Origin of the sequence: Ruegeria sp. HKCCD7559 (genome assembly GCF_013110575.1) — a bacterium.
In the GTDB taxonomy this organism is placed as follows: domain Bacteria; phylum Pseudomonadota; class Alphaproteobacteria; order Rhodobacterales; family Rhodobacteraceae; genus Ruegeria.
In genome coordinates this window covers 43,559-59,968 of the sequence record NZ_WVQU01000002.1, presented here as the reverse complement: position 1 = coordinate 59,968, position 16,410 = coordinate 43,559, and the positions used below count along the sequence as shown (strand labels likewise).

The window sequence follows — 16,410 nt, the reverse complement described above, 5'->3', positions numbered from 1 at the left end:
CCGACTATCCCAGCAGATAGATCACTGGAAACAGCATGATCCAGACCAGGTCCACCATGTGCCAGAACTGCGCGCCCGCTTCGACGTTACTGGGGTCGTCGCGCCAGGCCACCAGCAACAGAATTCCAACCCCGGCGAGGACATGCGCGGCATGAAAGCCGGTCAGCATATAGTAGAACAGAAAGAATGGATGCGTTTCGTATCCTATCCCCTGAGACGCCTTGTCGGCGTATTCTGCACCTTTGATGATCAGGAACACGACACCCAGAAGCGCGGCAAAGATCAACGCCAAACGGGCCCGCAAACGTTGCATGCTCCGCCGCCAATGCAACGCCTGTGCGGCCAGATAACCGGATGTCACCAATACCGCCGTGTTCAAGGCCGCACCCGTGCGATGCAGATGCGACTGCGCCTCGGCAAAGCCCGCCGGATCGGTCAGACGTACCCCCATGAAGGCGATCATCCCCGCGCCAAAGACCAGCAGTTCCGAAATGATCAGAACCCACATCAGGAACTCGCCCGGCAGTTCGTCGATCAGAGGGGCATCACTCATCCGCCGACCAACTGGCGATAGATCTGCGGCAGGGCCATGGTCAGGCGATGCGGATCTGGAATGACGGCGAAACCGCCCTGCCCGAACATGCGCGGAAACCAGCTTTTGCCGGTTTTATCGATGGTAACGCCGAACACCGACTGTCCGGCCCGGCGCGCCTCGCGTATGGCCATGCAGGTATCTTCGATGCCGTGGCGCCCCTCGTAGTGATCCAGGTCGTTTGGCTTTCCGTCGGTAATGACCAGCAGCAATCGGCGCTTGCGGGACTGGCTGGCCAGATCTGCTGAACAGTGTCGGATTGCCGCGCCCAACCTTGTATAATGTCCGGGGCGCAGCGACGCGATGCGCTGTTCAACTTTGGTTCCCATCGGTTCGTCAAACCGTTTGCAACGCTGCACATAGACGCGCTGACGCTTGAGGGAGCTGAACGCATGAATGGCGAAATCGTCACCGCAAGCATTCAGGCCCCAGGCCAAGGCCGCCAGCGCCTCGCGTTCGATATCGATCACGGCGCGGCCTGTGACCGCGCTTTCGGTGGATCGGCTGACATCCAGCAGAATCGACACCGCCAGATCGCGGGCCTCGGGGCGGGATTGCATCCAGACGCGTTCCGTCCCTTCACCATTTGCGCAGCGGTCAACCTGCGCCCGAACGGCGGCTTCCATATCCAGCTGGTCCCCGTCCAGATGGCCCCGGGTCATCACGCGCCCCGGGCGCAGCGCCTCGAATTGGCGCTTGACGGCACGAATGCGCCGCGCAGTGGCCGGATCCTTGCCGAACTCGGCAGCATCGTCGCGGATATCGGCATCCGAAAGCAGAACGTTCACATGATCCGGCAGGTATTGACCCGTCCGCACGTCCCATTCGGGATATAGAATACGGCCTGACAGGCGTTCGCGGTTGACGTCTTCGGGCGCCAGATCAAGGTGAAGCTTCAACCTGGTAGGCGGCGCCTTTGAGATCTGACCAAGACCGATCTCTTCCTGATCGTCAGCCGCCTTCTTGGCGTTGTCGGGATCGTCGTCATCGATGCGACGGTTGATATTCAGAAACTCGGCCCAACTGAGGATGGCTTCGAACTTGTGCAGAATGAAACTGTCGCTGCGATCGGCCTGATCCGATTTGCGGCGCCGGGCACGGTGTGTCTTTTCGCCGGATTCCTCTGGCGGGCCTTCGGTATCGGGGTTTTCAACCTCGTTGTGTTCCGAGAACCCAACTGCGCGCAACTCCGGCCACAGGGGAACCGGGCGCAACGGCTGATAGCCGCGCGGGGCGATCAGGTCGTCGTCAAGTGCCAGAAGGTGCTCGGCCTGATCCGACAGGGGCTTGGGATCGCCCAGCATATGACGGATCAGTTCTTCGACCGCGGCCTCGGCAGGCGGCAGGCTGGGGATGTCGCGCTGATACAGCACACCCTTGCACAGCTCGGTATACAGCGGACGCAAGCCTGGCGCATCGTCCAGAGTCGCCTCGACCATATGCCGGGCGGCGATCAAGGCACGCAGGTCGGCACGCAGAGGATCTTCTTCGTCAATTCGGGTTCCGGCATGGGCCGCGGCGGCGGCCAACCAGACATAGAGCGCGCCGTTTGCCTCGCGCGCGGGGAATACTGCCAGACGGTCGGGCAGACGCAAAATCTCTCCGTCGAACGAGGCGCGCGGCATCAATTCCACTTCGGTTGCAAGTTTGCGGCGCCAACTCAGGCGGTGGCGCGAAACCTCGGGTGAGACCGGGCGCAATTCAACGCCCGGACTACCCCCAAGCCCCCGAAAGAGGACTGCCAGCCGCCCCGCGACCTCGGAAAGGTCGACCGCGGCTCCAACATGCACCTGGGGTGCATCGAGGCGGCTGGCAAGGGTGTGCCACAGTTTCCCGATGGTTTCTTCGGGTTCCCATGGCTCAAAGTCGATCCTGACCATCGCCGGCCTCACCCAAAGACGGCGGTGACAAGATCGAGGAGCCCGCGTTTGATATCCTCGTCATCGGTCAGAGGTTCGATCATGGCGGCAAGGATGGCGCGGTCGGTGGACATGCCCTGCGCGATCAGCGTCGCAGCATAGACGACCAGCCGGGTGGACACGCCTTCCTCGAGGTCCTGACCCTTGAGCCCGCGCAGCTTGCCCGCCAACCGCACCAGCGGCTTACAGCGTTCCAGCGGCAGGCCGCTTTCCTGCGCGACCACTTCGGCTTCCATCTGAGGCGAGGGAAAGTCGAACTCCAACGAGATGAACCGTTGGCGGGTCGAAGGTTTCAGGGTTTTCAGGATGTTCTGATAGCCGGGGTTGTAGGACGCCACCAGCATGAAACCGGGCGCGGCCTCAAGCTCTTCCCCGGTGCGGTCGATCGGCAGGATGCGCCGATCGTCGGTCAGCGGGTGCAGCACCACGGTCACGTCCTTGCGGGCCTCGACCACCTCGTCGAGATAGCAGATCGCACCTTCGCGCACCGCGCGGGTCAGGGGGCCATCGACCCAGACGGTTTCGCCGCCCTTCAGCAGATAGCGCCCGATCAGGTCGGCGGCAGCGAGATCGTCGTGGCAGGCCACTGTATAAAGCGGGCGGCCAAGCTTCGCGGCCATATGGGCGACAAACCGGGTCTTGCCGCAACCCGTCGGGCCTTTCAGCAGAACCGGCAGGTCGTTTTTGTAAGCGGCGTTGAAGACGTCGCACTCATCGCCCTGGGGCAGGTAGAAGGGGGCGTTTGCCGCCCCCTCTTTCAGGTTCATGGAGCCATCCATATCCATCACTCCGCAGGGGTTTCAGCCGCGCCGGGTTCGATGACCTCTTTGCGGGGAACCCAGATCGAATAGATGAACAGCAGCGCCCCGAGGACAACGACCAGACCAGAGCCAAGACGCATCCAGTAGAAGATCGCGATCTGGTCCTGCACGTCCATGAAGTAGTCTCCGACGACACGTTGCATGTGAGTCTGCACGGTTCCCCCGAAGGTCAGCACGAAGGTCATGAAGACCATGCCGCTGGTCATCAGCCAGAACGAACCCATATTCAGAACCTGATTATAGGGATCACGGTTCTTCAGGATCGGCATAGCGTAGCTGAAGATCGCAAGGTTGAGGCAGACATAGGCGCCGTAGAAGGCCAGGTGCCCGTGGGCCGCGGTGATCTGCGTGCCGTGGGTATAGTAGTTCACCCCGTGCAGCGTGTGCAGGAAGCCCCAGACACCGGCACCGAAGAACGCAAGCGTAGCACAGCCCAGCGACCACAGCAGCGCGGCCTTGTTGGGGTGGTCACGACGGCCTTTCCAGACCATGACGAAGGCAAAGGCCATCATCGCAAAGAACGGGATCACCTCGAGGCTCGAGAAGATCGAACCGATCCACTGCCAGTATGCAGGCGTACCGATCCAGTAATAGTGGTGACCTGTGCCAAGGATGCCCGAGAACAGCGCGGCGGCGACGATGACGTATAGCCATTTTTCGACTACCTCACGGTCCACACCGGTCAGCTTGAGCATCAGATAGGCCAGGATCGAGGCCATGATCAGTTCCCACACACCTTCGACCCACAGGTGGACGACATACCACCAGTATTGCTTGTCCAGCGACAGGTTGCCCGGGTTGTAGAAGGCGAACAGGAACAGCAGCGCCAGACCCCAAAGGCCCAGAAGCAGGATGTTGGTAATGGCTGTCTTTTTGCCTTTCAGAACGGTCATCGACACGTTGTAAAGGAAGATCAATGCAGCCACGACGATGCCGGCCTTGACCCATTTGGGTTGCTCAAGGAACTCGCGCCCCTCTTTGCCCAGCAGCCAGTTGCCTTCGAACAGGTTGAAGACATACGTGACGACCACGCCCAACGTACCGACAACAAGGATGATCAGTTGCAGATAGGCCAGCTTGGGCGAGTGGATCTCGCGCTCGGCTTCTTCCGGGATCAGGAAGTAGGCCGCACCGAAAAAGCCCAGGATCAGCCAGACGATCAGAGAGTTGGTGTGCAGCATCCGCACGATGTTGAACGGCAGAAGCTCACTCAGGAAATTGGGGAATACATAGATGAAACCGGCCAGAAGGCCGCCAATCACCTGTATCGCGAACAACGCCATGGCTACCGCAAAGTAGGCATAGGCGATTTTTTGGGATTCGTATTTCATTGTTTCGTTCCCTTTCTCAGCCTGCCTCGTTGGGCGGCCAGCCCTGCGCGTCGATATTGTCCGTCCAGATCAGGAAGTTGGTCAGGTCACGGAGTTCTTCGTCGCTGAGGTTGAAATTGGGCATCTGCCGACGACCGGGAATGCCGGTCGGTTGTGCTTCCATCCAGCCCTTGAGGGATTCAAAGGCTGATTCCGGGTCGTCCAGCACGCCCCAGCGGGTCATCACGTTGCCGACTTCGGGGGCAAAGTAGGCCCCTTCACCCAGAATCGAATGACAGTTCACACAGGCGTGTTTTTCCCAGACATGTTTACCCCGAACCACACTGTCATCGAGTTTCGCGGCATTTTCAGAATTGACGATATACCAGTGGGAATGGGCCGAAAGGGCCAGAAAGATGAGAATGAAGAACAGTGACCCGCCATAAAAAATATTGCGGGCCATGCTCTTTGTCATGACGTCTCGCATTGCGCTCTCCTTTGCGCAGATTAGCTAGTGTCAGCAACATGACGGGCGGGACGCGGTAGTGCCTTAACGAAAGTCAAGACTTCTCAAGTATGCTCTGGAACGAGGTCAGATGCCTGACAAACAGCAAGAACCACGAAAAAGCCTGGGGTTCGCCTTGATATCTGAACCAATCGTGAGGAATGTCGCGTCGACATTTTAGTATGGCAGAGCTATCCAAGCGCTTGAGAGAACAAGTGTAAATTCCGCGTCAAAGAGTGATGGGTTAAAATGGCAAACTATTCCTATATCGGTTATACGCCCGGCGTAATCACGGTGAATACGATTGGGCCGGATACGGTTACATTGGATGTCAATTTTGATCCTGACACGGATCGTCGTTTGTTCAGCGTGACAGACGCAGCCGGTGGATTTATTCAAAACGGCGGCGGACCACCCATTGTCGATACTGGCGATGTTTTCAACGGTGACCGCTTCGACAACGAAGACGGCGATGATCTGACGCAGACCGGCACCATCACCACCCTTGATGGCTCGACCACCTTTCTTAGTGGCCCAATTTACCTGGAAGAATCCTATATTCTGTCCAAACCAGGCGGGGGTACGATTACAGTTTATCGTGTGGAAGTTGCCGGAACTTTGGGTGGTTACATAACCTCTGAACCCCTTGTGCCCGGCACGACATACTCGATGAACATCGTGAATGTTACGCCGACCAATGCTCCTGACACAACAGATCCGACTACTATCATTGACGTGCCGTGCTTCGTAGCCGGAACATTGATAATGACTCCAAAAGGTCCGAGGACTATCGAGGATTTGAAGGTGGGTAACGCGGTCGTCACCGCGGACAACGGACTGCAACACATACGCTGGATCGGCACGCGGCATCTGGACCAAGCAGCGCTTCGCGCCCGTCCCAGGCTGAAGCCCATCCGGATCCAAGCCGGTTCACTGGGTGATCACTTGCCCCAGCGTGATCTTTTCGTGTCACCGCAACACCGTATGCTGGTCCGGTCGCCGATTGCCGTCAGAATGTTCGACGCCGAAGAGGTTCTTGTTCCTGCTCACATTCTTGTCGGCGTGCCCGGCATTTCAATCGCTGATGACACTCGTGCTGTGACCTATGTCCATCTTTTGTTCGACCGTCACGAAATCATCTATGCGGAAGGCGCACCCTCCGAAAGCCTGCTTACCGGCGCGCAGGCCTTGTCCAGTGTTCACCCGGACGCACGGGCGGAAATTCTTGAATTGTTCCCTGAATTGGATCAGTGCAATTACGTTCCGCTGGCCGCACGACGGATACCGGAAAAAGGGAAACGCGCTCGTGCCTTGGTCCATCGTCATATCAAGAACGCGCGGCCGCTGATCGCTGAACGATAAGCGCCGCCCGAACAGACTTCAGGACTGTTGCACGGCGCGGGGGCCGGTCAGGGCAGGCCACATGGCAAACAGATACAGCCCCATTGCCGCGATCCAAAATCCATCCGCAGTCAGCATCGCCGTCATGTACCCTCCCGCCATGTCGGATCCCAGCCAACGCACAAGCGCTGCAACCGCCATCAAGCCATAGGCAATCGCCATGGGCTTTGGCGCGACAAGGGGGCGGCCGCTGTGGCCCAAGGCGGCGCGGCTCATTACGGCAAGGGTCATGCCGCCAACGCAACCAATGCCCAGAACGTGGAGCGCGCCGATCTCATTTCCCATCCCGATGGCAGCCAACCCCCAGAGAATCAGACCCAGCGCCAGCATCCCGAGACCCAGATGCAGCGCGATCAGGATCGGTTGACGCAAGGCCCAGCCTGTTCTCCAACGCGCCATGCGCATCAGTTGAACACTGCCCATCACCAAAGCAACGGCCCCCGCAACAGGCCCGACATCAAGTGCAAGCACAAGCAGGGGCAGCAACAGCGCCAGAATCATCGTCGCCCTGTCCAGCCTGGCCACGGATACCGGCCACGATGCTTCGGGTTGACCCGCTCTTTTCATGGCATTGCGTGTAAAAGCCGGCGTAATCCGGCCACCCAGGATCGCGATCATCGAACACAAGGTCAAAAGCCCGGCCCGAATGCCGGTGTTCAGCGTATCCACCGTGACCCCCATCCATTCCAAATGAACCATAACGTTCGAGGCCAACATCAGAACCAGAAGATACAGAAACACCATATTCTGGGGCTTTGGCCGACGAACCAGTTGGCTGGCAATCTTCAGCGCCAGAATGGGAACAAAGCTTAGGTCCACAACAGCGACGAACAAGGGTGGCAACACTCCGGAAAACCAGACCGCCAGACGCCCGGCCATCCAGATCAATGCGACAAGCGTGATAAAACGGGCCCGCGCCTCGGGCGCACCGGTCCAGTTCGGCACGGCGGTCAGAAAAAACCCCCCCAAGGCGGCCGTTGCATACCCGAAAATCATCTCATGCGCGTGCCACATCACCGGGGGCATCGCGTAACTCTGTTCCATGTAGGGCATCAGCCCGTCGAGCGACGCCAACCATACGCCCCACGCGACCCCTGCAAACATACCGTAAAGACCCGCCGAAAGAAAAAAGACCCGAAACCCTTCACTGAAAACACGCGCGATTACAGCTGTCATGCCTGCTCTCCATAGCTTTTCCCGCCGTTGAACAATGTGTAGTGCCCACAAGACCCGGCGCCCTTAACCAAAATCAAGACCGGGCTTAAACATGTGTGAAAAACACAAGATTTATTGGGGTTTTTGATCTGTGTTTTCTGTCCAAAGTGCCTGGTCTGCACCCTTGCCGTTGACTTTGGTCAAGGATGACATCCACGTGATGTTTCACTCTCGACACCGCCTCACCACGCATATGGAGAGTGATCATGTCACTTGGAATCAGCTACAACAAACCCGGCCGCGCCTTCGGGGTCGGATTGGCAATGTTGTTGGGCAGCGTCGCTGCTCCGACTTTCGCCGAAGAGCCAACTTTGAGCGAAGAAGCCTTTGAATCGTCTAAACAGCTCTATTTCGAACAATGCGCAGGCTGCCACGGCGTCTTGCGCAAAGGTGCCACGGGTAAAAACCTGGAGCCGCATTGGAAAAAGACCGCCGCCGACGGCACAGTAACAGAAGGCGGCACCCTCCAACTGGGGCAGGAACGTCTTGAAAAGATTATCGCCTGGGGTACCGAAGGCGGCATGAACAACTTCTCGGACATCATGACCGAGCAGGAAATCAAGGATATGGCGACCTACATCATGATGGAGCCGCCAAAACCACCTGAAATGTCGCTGGAACAGATGATGGCGACGCGTAAGGTCTATGTCGAAGAAGAGGACTATCCGACCGAGCCGCTGCACGGCCGCAACTGGGAAAACTTCTTTGTCGTCATCGAACGTGACGTCGGCAAGGTGGCCGTGATCGACGGCGACACCAAAGAAGTGCTGACGCACATCCCCACCGGCTATGCAGTGCACGTTCTGAAAGCATCCGAGCACCACTCGCTGGAAGAGCCTGAACAGCCTGGCCGGTTCTGGTACACCATGGGTCGCGACGGCAAGATGACCAAGATCGACCTTTGGCAGACGCCGGACAAGATGTTGGTATCCGAAGTCAAGATTGCATATGACGCCCGTGACGTCGCCGTTTCCGGCGATGGTAAATACGTCATCGGTGGTGGCTACTGGCCGCCGCACTTTGCAATCGTTGATGCCCAGACCATGGAACCGGTCAAGGTCGTATCGACCCGCGGCGTGAACGTTGACGGCGAGTATGTGGAAGAAGCCCGGGTGGCTGCCATCTACACCACTCCGAACGAACCCACCTGGATCGTTGCAGTGAAAGAACTGGGACAGCTGTGGCAGGTCGATTATACCGATCTGGACAACCTGCGGATCGACAAGATCGACAGCGCCAAGTTCCTGCATGACGGGTTCTTTGACCCGACAGGCCGTTACTTCCAGATCGCTGCAAACGCGTCGAACAAGATGGTGGTTGTCGATACCGAAACCCACAAGCTTGAGGCGATGATCGACACAGCCGCGCTGCCGCACCCTGGTCCGGGCGCCAACTGGGTCGACCCGAACTGTGGCCCTGTCGCTGGTACAACCCACCTTGGCGTTGGCACCGTGACTGTCTGGGGGAACGATCCTGATAACCGTCCGGATGATGCCTGGAAGATCTGCTACGAAGTGGAAACCGACGGCCCCGGCCTGTTTGTCCGCACCCACCCGAATTCGGACTACATCTGGGCTGACCAGACCAAGCACCCGGAGCCTGAGATTCAGCAATCTGTGCAGGTCATCTCGAAAGAGACCGGTGAGATCGTGAAAACCATCCAGATCACCGAAGACGAAGGCAGCGCCGCTGTTCACTTCGAATTCAACGCGGATGGCACCGAGGTCTGGGTCTCTAAGTGGAACCTGTCGGACTCGAAGGAACCCAACGGTCAGATCGTGATCTTCGACGCGAAGACGCTGGAAGAAATCGGTCGGATTGAGGGGCTTTACGCCCCGACCGGCAAGTTCAACGTCTACAACCGGTCGAACCACGTCACCTGACGAGGTCAGGACGACTACAGGAAAGGGCGGGCCCCTCGCCCGCCCTTTCCTTGTTTGAGTCATCAGCCAAACTCACCGGCCTGCCACCAAGGGCCAGACAATACAGCCAAAACGGAGCCCGGATATGACCTCCGAACCGGAAAAGAAAAAACCGATCTGGCGCCGGTATTTCCTATGGGGAATGCCTGTGGCCGGTATCGCCGGGGCCTTTGCCGCCGGCATCATCTTCTGGGGCGGGTTCAACACCGCAATGGAAGCCACAAACACCAAGGATTTCTGTATCTCATGTCACGAGATGCGAGATTTTGTTTACGAAGAATACACCGGCACGATCCATGACGTGAACCGGTCGGGCGTGGGGGCTGTCTGTTCCGACTGCCACGTGCCCAAAGACTGGACCCATAAGATGATCCGTAAGATCAAGGCGTCCAAAGAGCTGTATGGCAAGATGGTCGGTACCATCAACACCCGTGAAAAGTTCGAGGCCAAACGTGTACATCTGGCCATGAACGAATGGGAGCGGATGAAGGCCACAGACTCGCGCGAATGCCGCAACTGTCACGATTTCGAATCGATGATGCCCGAATTCCAGAAACCACGCGCCCGTCAGCAGCACCTCAATGCGATGACTGTCGGACAGACCTGTATCGACTGCCACAAGGGGATTGCACACTCGGATGCACGCGACCGGGCGGACGAAGAGTATCTGGAAAAGCTTGAAGCACCGAACCCGGACTTCATCCGGCCCATCCCCCCGGAATATCTGGCCAGTCTCGAAAAGATCGAAGCCAAAGAGGCCGCTGAAGCAGAAGCAGAAAAAGCCGCCAAAAAGGCTCAGCAAGAGGCCGTTCAAGCCCAGATCGCAGCGGCTGTTGACGCTGCTTTAGAGGAAGAACGCGCAAAAACCTCCGGTGAAGACGCCGCGGCGCCCTCTGGCGGCGCAAGCGACGTTGGGTCCAACATCGACTGGAACGCAGTGGCCGCGGCGGATCTGAAACTCTTCTACCCTGGTCAGGCCTCGTTTGAATGGGTCCAGAATGGCAAGTTCCATGGTGGCGCGCGCCCCCTGACCAAAGGCGGGGATCAGTGCACCACCTGTCACGCCAAGGAACTGGACACCATCGGCAACAAGATCGTTGCGGGTGGAGATCTTGAGCCAACCCCGATTCCGGGCAAACGCGGTGTCATCGACGCAACCGTTCAGGCGGCGCATGACGACGAAAACCTGTACATTCGCCTGCAATGGCCGGACGCGGGTCACAACCCTGCCCCGTTCGTCGATGGCGGCAAGATGGACCCGGACAACCAGATCAAGGTTGCCATGATGATTACCGGCACTGGTATCGAGCTTGGCGATCAGGTGGGATGCTGGGCTTCGTGCCACGCCGACAACACCTATATGCCTTTTGCGCCCGAAGCGGATGCGATCGCCGCCAATGCGGATGTTACCGGTCGCCTCAATGCCACGGACACCGTTACCAAGTACATCAGCGAAAGCCGCACGGATGTTGAGATCAAAGGTCGCCGCGGCAAGGCCCTGGGGGGCTGGGACAAGCTGAAGGCCGAGGAACAGATCGAGCAGTATCTGGCCGACGGCACCTATCTTGACCTGATGCGTGTCTACGCCGACGGAAGCGCCACCAATGGCTATCTGTTGGAGCAGCGCGTGGTCAATGATGGTGAAATCGCCGCATCGGCCGAACTGTCCGGTGGCATGTGGACCGTGGTGTTTACACGCCCCCTGAATTCGGGCGCGCCCGGTGATGTGCCATTGGAGGCGGGCAAAACCTATACCGTTGGCTTTGCCATCCACGACGATTTTACCGCCGCACGGTTCCACCACGTGACGCTGAATACCAGCCTGGCGCTGGATGATGACAGCGCGTTCATCAACGTAGTCAAACAATGACGGATCGGGGCCGGGTAATCCGGCCCCGGCCACTTTTGGAAAGGAGACATGGACCATGAAACCCCTTCGCCTTCTTCCCGCGCTGCTGCTTCTGGCCGCGCCCGCCTGGGCGGACGAAACCGCCGAAATCTGTGCCGAGGCCGAAGAGCGCTATGTCGAGTTGTTCGGTCAGCCTTCGTCGGCCGTCGAAGACGCCGAAGTGGTGCTGATGTACAAATACAATTTTTGCCCATCCGAATTGACGGTGAAGGCAGGCACAACTGTCCGATGGGTGAATGTAGACAAACGCACCAGCCATTCCGTTCTGTTGAAGGATGGCAGCCAACCTGAAAGTGATCGGCTGTTCCCCGAGGAATCGGTTGAACTGACCTTTCTCACGCCCGGCCCACAGGACTATCTGTGCGGCCCGCATTGGGAGACACAGAACATGATCGGAATGATCACCGTCGAACCCTGAAACAAGGCACAATACAGGCAAGATGAAGGAGCGCGGGCGCAAATCCCGCGCTCCTTAACTTATGTCAAGGAGGTTGGTTTTCGATTGGGCCAATCTTCCCCCATGACACGCCCGGCCCACCCAGCAACGTCTTGCAAACGCAACGGATCTGCATGGGATCCCGGGTCTCGAAGACTTTCAGACCAAGCGAGTTTGCACATGAGCGGTAAGGTTTCTCTGATTGGCGCAGGCCCCGGCGACCCCGAGCTAATGACCCTGCGCGCACTGCGGATGCTGCAAGAAGCGGATGTCGTGGTTTATGACCGGCTGGTGTCCGCCGACATTCTGAACTTGCACGCGGAAGGCGCCCGGCTGATCCCTGTCGGCAAGGCCCCCAAATGCCACACCGTTCCGCAGGACCGCATCAACGAAATACTGCTTGAAGAAGCCAGCGCAGGTCACACGGTTGCCCGGCTGAAAGGCGGCGACCCCATGATCTTTGGTCGCGGCTCGGAAGAGGCTGCCTATCTGATGGCCCGCGGTGTCGCTGTCGAATACGCACCGGGCATCACGGCAGCCCAGGGGGCGTCTTGTTCGACGGGTGTGCCGCTGACCCATCGCGGGCTGGCGACTTCGGTTCAATATGTCACCGGGCATCGGCAGGCCGACAGAGTACTGGATCTGGACTGGAAACGTCTTGCCGATCCGGACTCGACACTGGTGGTCTACATGGGCGTCGCCAATATCGGTCAGATCGCCATGGGGTTGATGACCGAAAACCTGCCGGGCTCGACGCCGGTTCTGGCGGTGGGCAAGGCCACGACACCTGATGAGCGTCGTCTTGTGTCACGGCTTGACCAGCTGGCCACGGATGTTCGCGCGGCCGACCTGAAGGCGCCGACGCTGTTTATCATTGGCAAGGTGGTTTCGCTTTATGCCGAACGGCCTGTGGCCGAGCTTCTGGAACAGGCCCATGGCTAAGCTGGGAAGACGAGATCAGGGGATTGTCCAAACATGCACCGACAGATCGCCGGGGCGCTCGGGGTGGGCGGCGCGAACCTGTCTGACCATTGCCGTTCTGGCCGCGACCTCTGCTTTCGCGGCGGATGTCATCGATCCCGATACCCTGAAAAGACTTGTGCATCAGGATTGCGGTTCCTGTCACGGCCTGTCCTTGAAAGGCGGTCTTGGTCCCGATCTGCGCAGTGAGACACTTGAACATTACGACGCGGATGTTTTGACCAGCGTCATCCTTGACGGCATCCCCGACACCGCGATGCCCCCATGGCGGCCCCTGATCAGTGAAGAAGAGGCCGAATGGATCGCCCGTTACCTGCTGGAACAGGAGGCACAATGAAACATTTCATTCTTGGCCTTGCAGCCACATTGATGATCACCACAGCGCAGGCTGAACCGACCGCGACAGGCGACCTTGGTCTGGTCATCGAACGCGCCAAGGGCTCGGTGCTTCTTGTGGATCAATCCGACCGTGCAGCTCTGGCCCGGATCGAGGGATTGGGTGATCTGTCGCATGCGTCTTTGGTCTATTCGCCTGATGAACGGTTTGCCTATGTGTTTGGCCGCGACGGCGGGCTGACCAAGATCGACATCGTGACCCGCCAGATCGTGAACCGCGTCGTACAGGCCGGCAACGCCATCGGCGGGGCGATTTCGGACGATGGCAAGCTTGTGGCCGTGTCGAATTACGAACCCGGCGGCGTGCGCGTATTTAATGCGGACACGCTTGAGATGGTCGCTGACATCCCGACCGAAAGCAAAACCATCGGCCTGGTCGATGCGCCGGGTCGGCGGTTCGTTTTCACGATGTGGGACACTGGGGAAACCTGGATTGCCGATTTCGCAAAAGGCACACCAGAGATCACCAAGATCCCAGACATGGGCAAGAACCCCTATGACGCGCTGATCACTGCCAATGGCCGCACCTATATCACCGGTCTGTTTGGCGAGGACGGCCTGACCGCGCTGGATCTGTGGGCCGAAACACCCGAACCGATCCGGGTTCTTCCCGATTACGGGCGTGGTCAGGAAGAAATGCCGGTCTACAAGATGCCTCATCTGGAAGGCTGGGCGCTGACGGGCCGAGAGTTCGTTTTGCCCGCTGTCGGCCATCACGAGGTTCTGTGGATCGACGCCGACACTCTGACCGAAACGGGACGGACCAAAACCCACGGGCAACCGGTCTTTGCCATGGCCCGCCCCGATGGACGGCAGGTCTGGGTGAATTTCGCCCACCCGCTGAATGACACTATTCAGGTGATCGACAGTGTCAGCAAACAGATCATCCACGAATTCAAGCCCGGCCCCGCAGTCTTGCACATGGAGTTCACGCCGCGCGGGCATGAAGTCTGGATCAGCGTGCGCGACGCCAACAAGGTCATGGTCTACGACACGCACAGTTTTGAAAAACTGCGCGAGATCGACGCCGACAGCCCGTCTGGCATCTTCTTCACCGCCCGTGCGCACAGAACGGGGCTGTAAACGATGCGACATATCACGGACCCGATCGACCGTCGCCTGCTGGACGAATTTCAGCGCGACTTCCCGATCACCGAGAGACCGTTCCAGATGCTGGGTAACGCACTCGGGCTGGACGAAGCAGAAGTCATTCATCGCTTGTCCCGGATGCGCGCCACGGGCCGTATTACACGGGTTGGCGCCACCATCACACCCGGCGCGGTGACGGCCAGCACCCTGGCTGCCGTGGCGGCTCCGGAAGATCGGTTGGAGGAGGTTGCCGCCCTGATCGATGCCGAACCCGGCGTGAATCACAATTATCAACGCGAAGACGCGTGGAACCTGTGGTTTGTTGCGACCGGACCGGACCGCACGCATGTCAACGATACCCTTGCGCGGATCAGTCGATCCACCGGATTGCAGGTGCTGGACCTGCGGCTGGTACGCCCTTTCAACGTGGATCTTGGTTTTCGAATGACTGGCGGAGTCAAAAACGTACCCACGGCACGAAAGGTCGATGCATCCGTCATGCGCGAGGGCGATCGCTGCCTGCTACAGTCTCTGAGTTCCGGGCTGCCTTTGGTCTCAAAACCCTATGCCGCTCTGGCTCGTTCGCTGAAACGGGATGTGACCGACGTGATGGAGCGGGTCGAAGCCCTGCATGCCGCCGGAATAATCTCGCGACTCGGCGTCATTGTGCGTCACCGGGCGCTTGGCTGGTCGGCCAATGCGATGGTGGTCTGGGACCTGCCGGCAGAACAGATTGAAACTGCCGGTCCGGCTTTGGCCGCCTTCCCGGGGGTGACCCTGTGTTATGAGCGTAATCCGGTTCCCGATGTCTGGCCATATCGCCTGTATTCCATGATCCACGCCCGTACACGCAATGAGGCTTTGGATGTTCTGGCGGGTGCGATTGCATTGCCCGAATTGGCCGGAGCACGGAACAAGGTCCTGTTCTCAACCCGCTGTTTCAAACAGACCGGCGCGCTGATTCAGGCAAAGGAGGTCGCCGCATGACGCTGGACCAAACGGATCGAGCGATCCTGAATCGTATGCAAGAGGATCTGCCGCTTACTTCGCGCCCTTACGCAACCGTCGCCACAGAGCTTGGCCTGTCCGAGGCGGAATTGCTGTCGCGTCTGAGCCGCATGAAAAATGACCGCGTCATCACGCGCTTCGGTCCATTTTTCGACGCCGCGGCCATGGGTGGGGCTTTCTGCCTTTGCGCAATGGCCGTTCCAGACGAAGAATTCGAAACCGTCCTGACCAAAGTCAATGCACATCCCGAGGTGGCACATAATTATGAACGCACGCATCGGCTGAACATGTGGTTCGTGCTGGCCACCGAAACGCCCGAGGGGATCGAGGCCACCGCCGATGCCATCGAACGGGAAACGGGGATCCGTGTTCTCCGTTTCCCCAAACTTCAGGAATTTTTCATCGGCTTCCGGGTGGCGGCATGATCGACGCAACAGACAGACAGATTATCGAGTCGCTCCAGGGTGGACTGCCCTTGGTGGTCGCGCCCTATGCGCAGGTCGCTGCCGATCTGGGCCTGAGCGAGGCCACCCTGCTGGACCGGCTGGCCGCGCTGAAGGCGCGCGGGGTGATCCGACGGATCGCGGCAGCCCCCAACCATTACAAGCTGGGCATGACGTCGAACGGCATGACCGTCTGGGACGTGCAGGATGACCTGATCACCGAACTGGGCGCTCATATCGGGGCACTGCCTTTCGTCACCCATTGCTATGAACGGCCCCGCGCCCTGCCCGACTGGCCCTACAACCTGTTCGCCATGGTCCACGGCAGCTCGCGCGATGAGGTCGAAGACAAACGCGGCCAGATTGCCGCGATTCTGGGATCGGCCTGCTGCGGCAGCGACATCCTCTATTCCACGCGCATCCTGAAAAAGACCGGGCTGCGCCTGAAACAGAAAGGCTGAAA

Annotated in this window: 16 protein-coding genes; 10 read left to right on the top strand and 6 right to left on the bottom strand. The window is 58.9% G+C overall.

Annotation, left to right across the window (positions count from 1 at the left end):
* Positions 1–4: 4 nt before the first annotated feature.
* The 5 genes from GS605_RS08515 to GS605_RS08495 are packed head-to-tail and all read right to left on the bottom strand — an operon-like array spanning position 5 to position 5,129.
* Positions 5–553, bottom strand: a complete 549-nt coding sequence (locus GS605_RS08515; protein WP_171723696.1) for a cytochrome c oxidase subunit 3 — start codon at positions 551–553, stop codon at positions 5–7.
* Positions 550–2,472 (bottom strand): nitric oxide reductase activation protein NorD, encoded by a 1,923-nt coding sequence (locus GS605_RS08510; RefSeq protein ID WP_171723695.1) that lies wholly within the window; start codon positions 2,470–2,472, stop codon positions 550–552. Before GS605_RS08510 ends, GS605_RS08515 begins: the two co-directional genes overlap by 4 nt.
* 8 nt (positions 2,473–2,480) lie before the next feature.
* Positions 2,481–3,290, bottom strand: a complete 810-nt coding sequence (locus GS605_RS08505; RefSeq protein WP_371732252.1) for a CbbQ/NirQ/NorQ/GpvN family protein — start codon at positions 3,288–3,290, stop codon at positions 2,481–2,483.
* Between the two features lie 5 nt (positions 3,291–3,295).
* Positions 3,296–4,663, bottom strand: coding sequence for a cbb3-type cytochrome c oxidase subunit I (locus GS605_RS08500; RefSeq protein WP_152460361.1), 1,368 nt, complete (start codon positions 4,661–4,663; stop codon positions 3,296–3,298).
* A 16-nt stretch (positions 4,664–4,679) separates the two neighbouring features.
* Positions 4,680–5,129: a cytochrome c gene (locus tag GS605_RS08495; protein ID WP_152460362.1), complete on the bottom strand. Its 450-nt coding sequence runs from the start codon at positions 5,127–5,129 to the stop codon at positions 4,680–4,682.
* Positions 5,130–5,396: 267 nt separating this feature from the next.
* Here GS605_RS08495 and GS605_RS21015 point away from each other — a divergent pair, with 267 nt between their 5' ends.
* Positions 5,397–6,509: a Hint domain-containing protein gene (locus GS605_RS21015; RefSeq protein WP_253283265.1), complete on the top strand. Its 1,113-nt coding sequence runs from the start codon at positions 5,397–5,399 to the stop codon at positions 6,507–6,509.
* Positions 6,510–6,527: 18 nt separating this feature from the next.
* Here GS605_RS21015 and GS605_RS08485 read toward each other — a convergent pair whose 3' ends face one another.
* Entirely contained in the window at positions 6,528–7,724 is a 1,197-nt protein-coding gene (locus GS605_RS08485) for an NnrS family protein (RefSeq protein ID WP_171723694.1), read from the bottom strand.
* 245 nt (positions 7,725–7,969) lie between these two features.
* On the opposite strand from GS605_RS08485, the gene GS605_RS08480 reads away from it, so the two are divergent.
* From GS605_RS08480 to GS605_RS08440, 9 genes are all read left to right on the top strand, one after another.
* Complete coding sequence (locus tag GS605_RS08480; RefSeq protein ID WP_171723693.1) at positions 7,970–9,646, top strand: cytochrome D1 domain-containing protein; 1,677 nt, start codon at positions 7,970–7,972, stop codon at positions 9,644–9,646.
* A gap of 124 nt (positions 9,647–9,770) precedes the next feature.
* Positions 9,771–11,555 (top strand): NapC/NirT family cytochrome c, encoded by a 1,785-nt coding sequence (locus GS605_RS08475; protein ID WP_171723692.1) that lies wholly within the window; start codon positions 9,771–9,773, stop codon positions 11,553–11,555.
* 55 nt (positions 11,556–11,610) lie between these two features.
* Positions 11,611–12,012, top strand: coding sequence for a plastocyanin/azurin family copper-binding protein (locus GS605_RS08470; RefSeq protein ID WP_171635896.1), 402 nt, complete (start codon positions 11,611–11,613; stop codon positions 12,010–12,012).
* Between the two features lie 198 nt (positions 12,013–12,210).
* Complete coding sequence (gene cobA / locus GS605_RS08465) at positions 12,211–12,972, top strand: uroporphyrinogen-III C-methyltransferase (RefSeq protein WP_171723691.1); 762 nt, start codon at positions 12,211–12,213, stop codon at positions 12,970–12,972.
* On the top strand, positions 12,965–13,348 hold the full coding sequence (locus GS605_RS08460; protein WP_171723690.1) for a cytochrome c: 384 nt from the start codon (positions 12,965–12,967) through the stop codon (positions 13,346–13,348). Before cobA ends, GS605_RS08460 begins: the two co-directional genes overlap by 8 nt.
* Positions 13,345–14,490, top strand: a complete 1,146-nt coding sequence (locus GS605_RS08455) for a cytochrome D1 domain-containing protein (protein WP_171635892.1) — start codon at positions 13,345–13,347, stop codon at positions 14,488–14,490. The genes GS605_RS08460 and GS605_RS08455 overlap by 4 nt, the downstream gene beginning before the upstream one ends.
* Positions 14,491–14,493: 3 nt before the next feature.
* On the top strand, positions 14,494–15,483 hold the full coding sequence (locus GS605_RS08450; protein WP_171723689.1) for an AsnC family transcriptional regulator: 990 nt from the start codon (positions 14,494–14,496) through the stop codon (positions 15,481–15,483).
* Positions 15,480–15,929, top strand: coding sequence for an Lrp/AsnC family transcriptional regulator (locus tag GS605_RS08445; protein WP_171635888.1), 450 nt, complete (start codon positions 15,480–15,482; stop codon positions 15,927–15,929). The genes GS605_RS08450 and GS605_RS08445 overlap by 4 nt, the downstream gene beginning before the upstream one ends.
* Complete coding sequence (locus tag GS605_RS08440) at positions 15,926–16,408, top strand: AsnC family transcriptional regulator (protein WP_171723688.1); 483 nt, start codon at positions 15,926–15,928, stop codon at positions 16,406–16,408. The genes GS605_RS08445 and GS605_RS08440 overlap by 4 nt, the downstream gene beginning before the upstream one ends.
* The last annotated feature ends 2 nt before the right edge of the window (positions 16,409–16,410 follow it).

What these genes read in the sequence shown, in the direction of transcription:
- GS605_RS08475 (WP_171723692.1), top strand. Translation starts at nt 9,771, where the DNA reads ATGACCTCCGAACCGGAAAAGAAAAAACCGATCTGGCGCCGGTATTTC.
- GS605_RS08460 (WP_171723690.1), top strand. Translation starts at nt 12,965, where the DNA reads ATGGCTAAGCTGGGAAGACGAGATCAGGGGATTGTCCAAACATGCACC.
- GS605_RS08445 (WP_171635888.1), top strand. Translation starts at nt 15,480, where the DNA reads ATGACGCTGGACCAAACGGATCGAGCGATCCTGAATCGTATGCAAGAG.
- GS605_RS21015 (WP_253283265.1), top strand. Translation starts at nt 5,397, where the DNA reads ATGGCAAACTATTCCTATATCGGTTATACGCCCGGCGTAATCACGGTG.
- GS605_RS08500 (WP_152460361.1), bottom strand. Translation starts at nt 4,663, where the DNA reads ATGAAATACGAATCCCAAAAAATCGCCTATGCCTACTTTGCGGTAGCC.
- GS605_RS08495 (WP_152460362.1), bottom strand. Translation starts at nt 5,129, where the DNA reads ATGCGAGACGTCATGACAAAGAGCATGGCCCGCAATATTTTTTATGGC.
- GS605_RS08470 (WP_171635896.1), top strand. Translation starts at nt 11,611, where the DNA reads ATGAAACCCCTTCGCCTTCTTCCCGCGCTGCTGCTTCTGGCCGCGCCC.
- GS605_RS08480 (WP_171723693.1), top strand. Translation starts at nt 7,970, where the DNA reads ATGTCACTTGGAATCAGCTACAACAAACCCGGCCGCGCCTTCGGGGTC.
- GS605_RS08515 (WP_171723696.1), bottom strand. Translation starts at nt 553, where the DNA reads ATGAGTGATGCCCCTCTGATCGACGAACTGCCGGGCGAGTTCCTGATG.
- cobA (WP_171723691.1), top strand. Translation starts at nt 12,211, where the DNA reads ATGAGCGGTAAGGTTTCTCTGATTGGCGCAGGCCCCGGCGACCCCGAG.
- GS605_RS08455 (WP_171635892.1), top strand. Translation starts at nt 13,345, where the DNA reads ATGAAACATTTCATTCTTGGCCTTGCAGCCACATTGATGATCACCACA.
- GS605_RS08485 (WP_171723694.1), bottom strand. Translation starts at nt 7,724, where the DNA reads ATGACAGCTGTAATCGCGCGTGTTTTCAGTGAAGGGTTTCGGGTCTTT.
- GS605_RS08440 (WP_171723688.1), top strand. Translation starts at nt 15,926, where the DNA reads ATGATCGACGCAACAGACAGACAGATTATCGAGTCGCTCCAGGGTGGA.
- GS605_RS08505 (WP_371732252.1), bottom strand. Translation starts at nt 3,290, where the DNA reads ATGGATGGCTCCATGAACCTGAAAGAGGGGGCGGCAAACGCCCCCTTC.
- GS605_RS08450 (WP_171723689.1), top strand. Translation starts at nt 14,494, where the DNA reads ATGCGACATATCACGGACCCGATCGACCGTCGCCTGCTGGACGAATTT.
- GS605_RS08510 (WP_171723695.1), bottom strand. Translation starts at nt 2,472, where the DNA reads ATGGTCAGGATCGACTTTGAGCCATGGGAACCCGAAGAAACCATCGGG.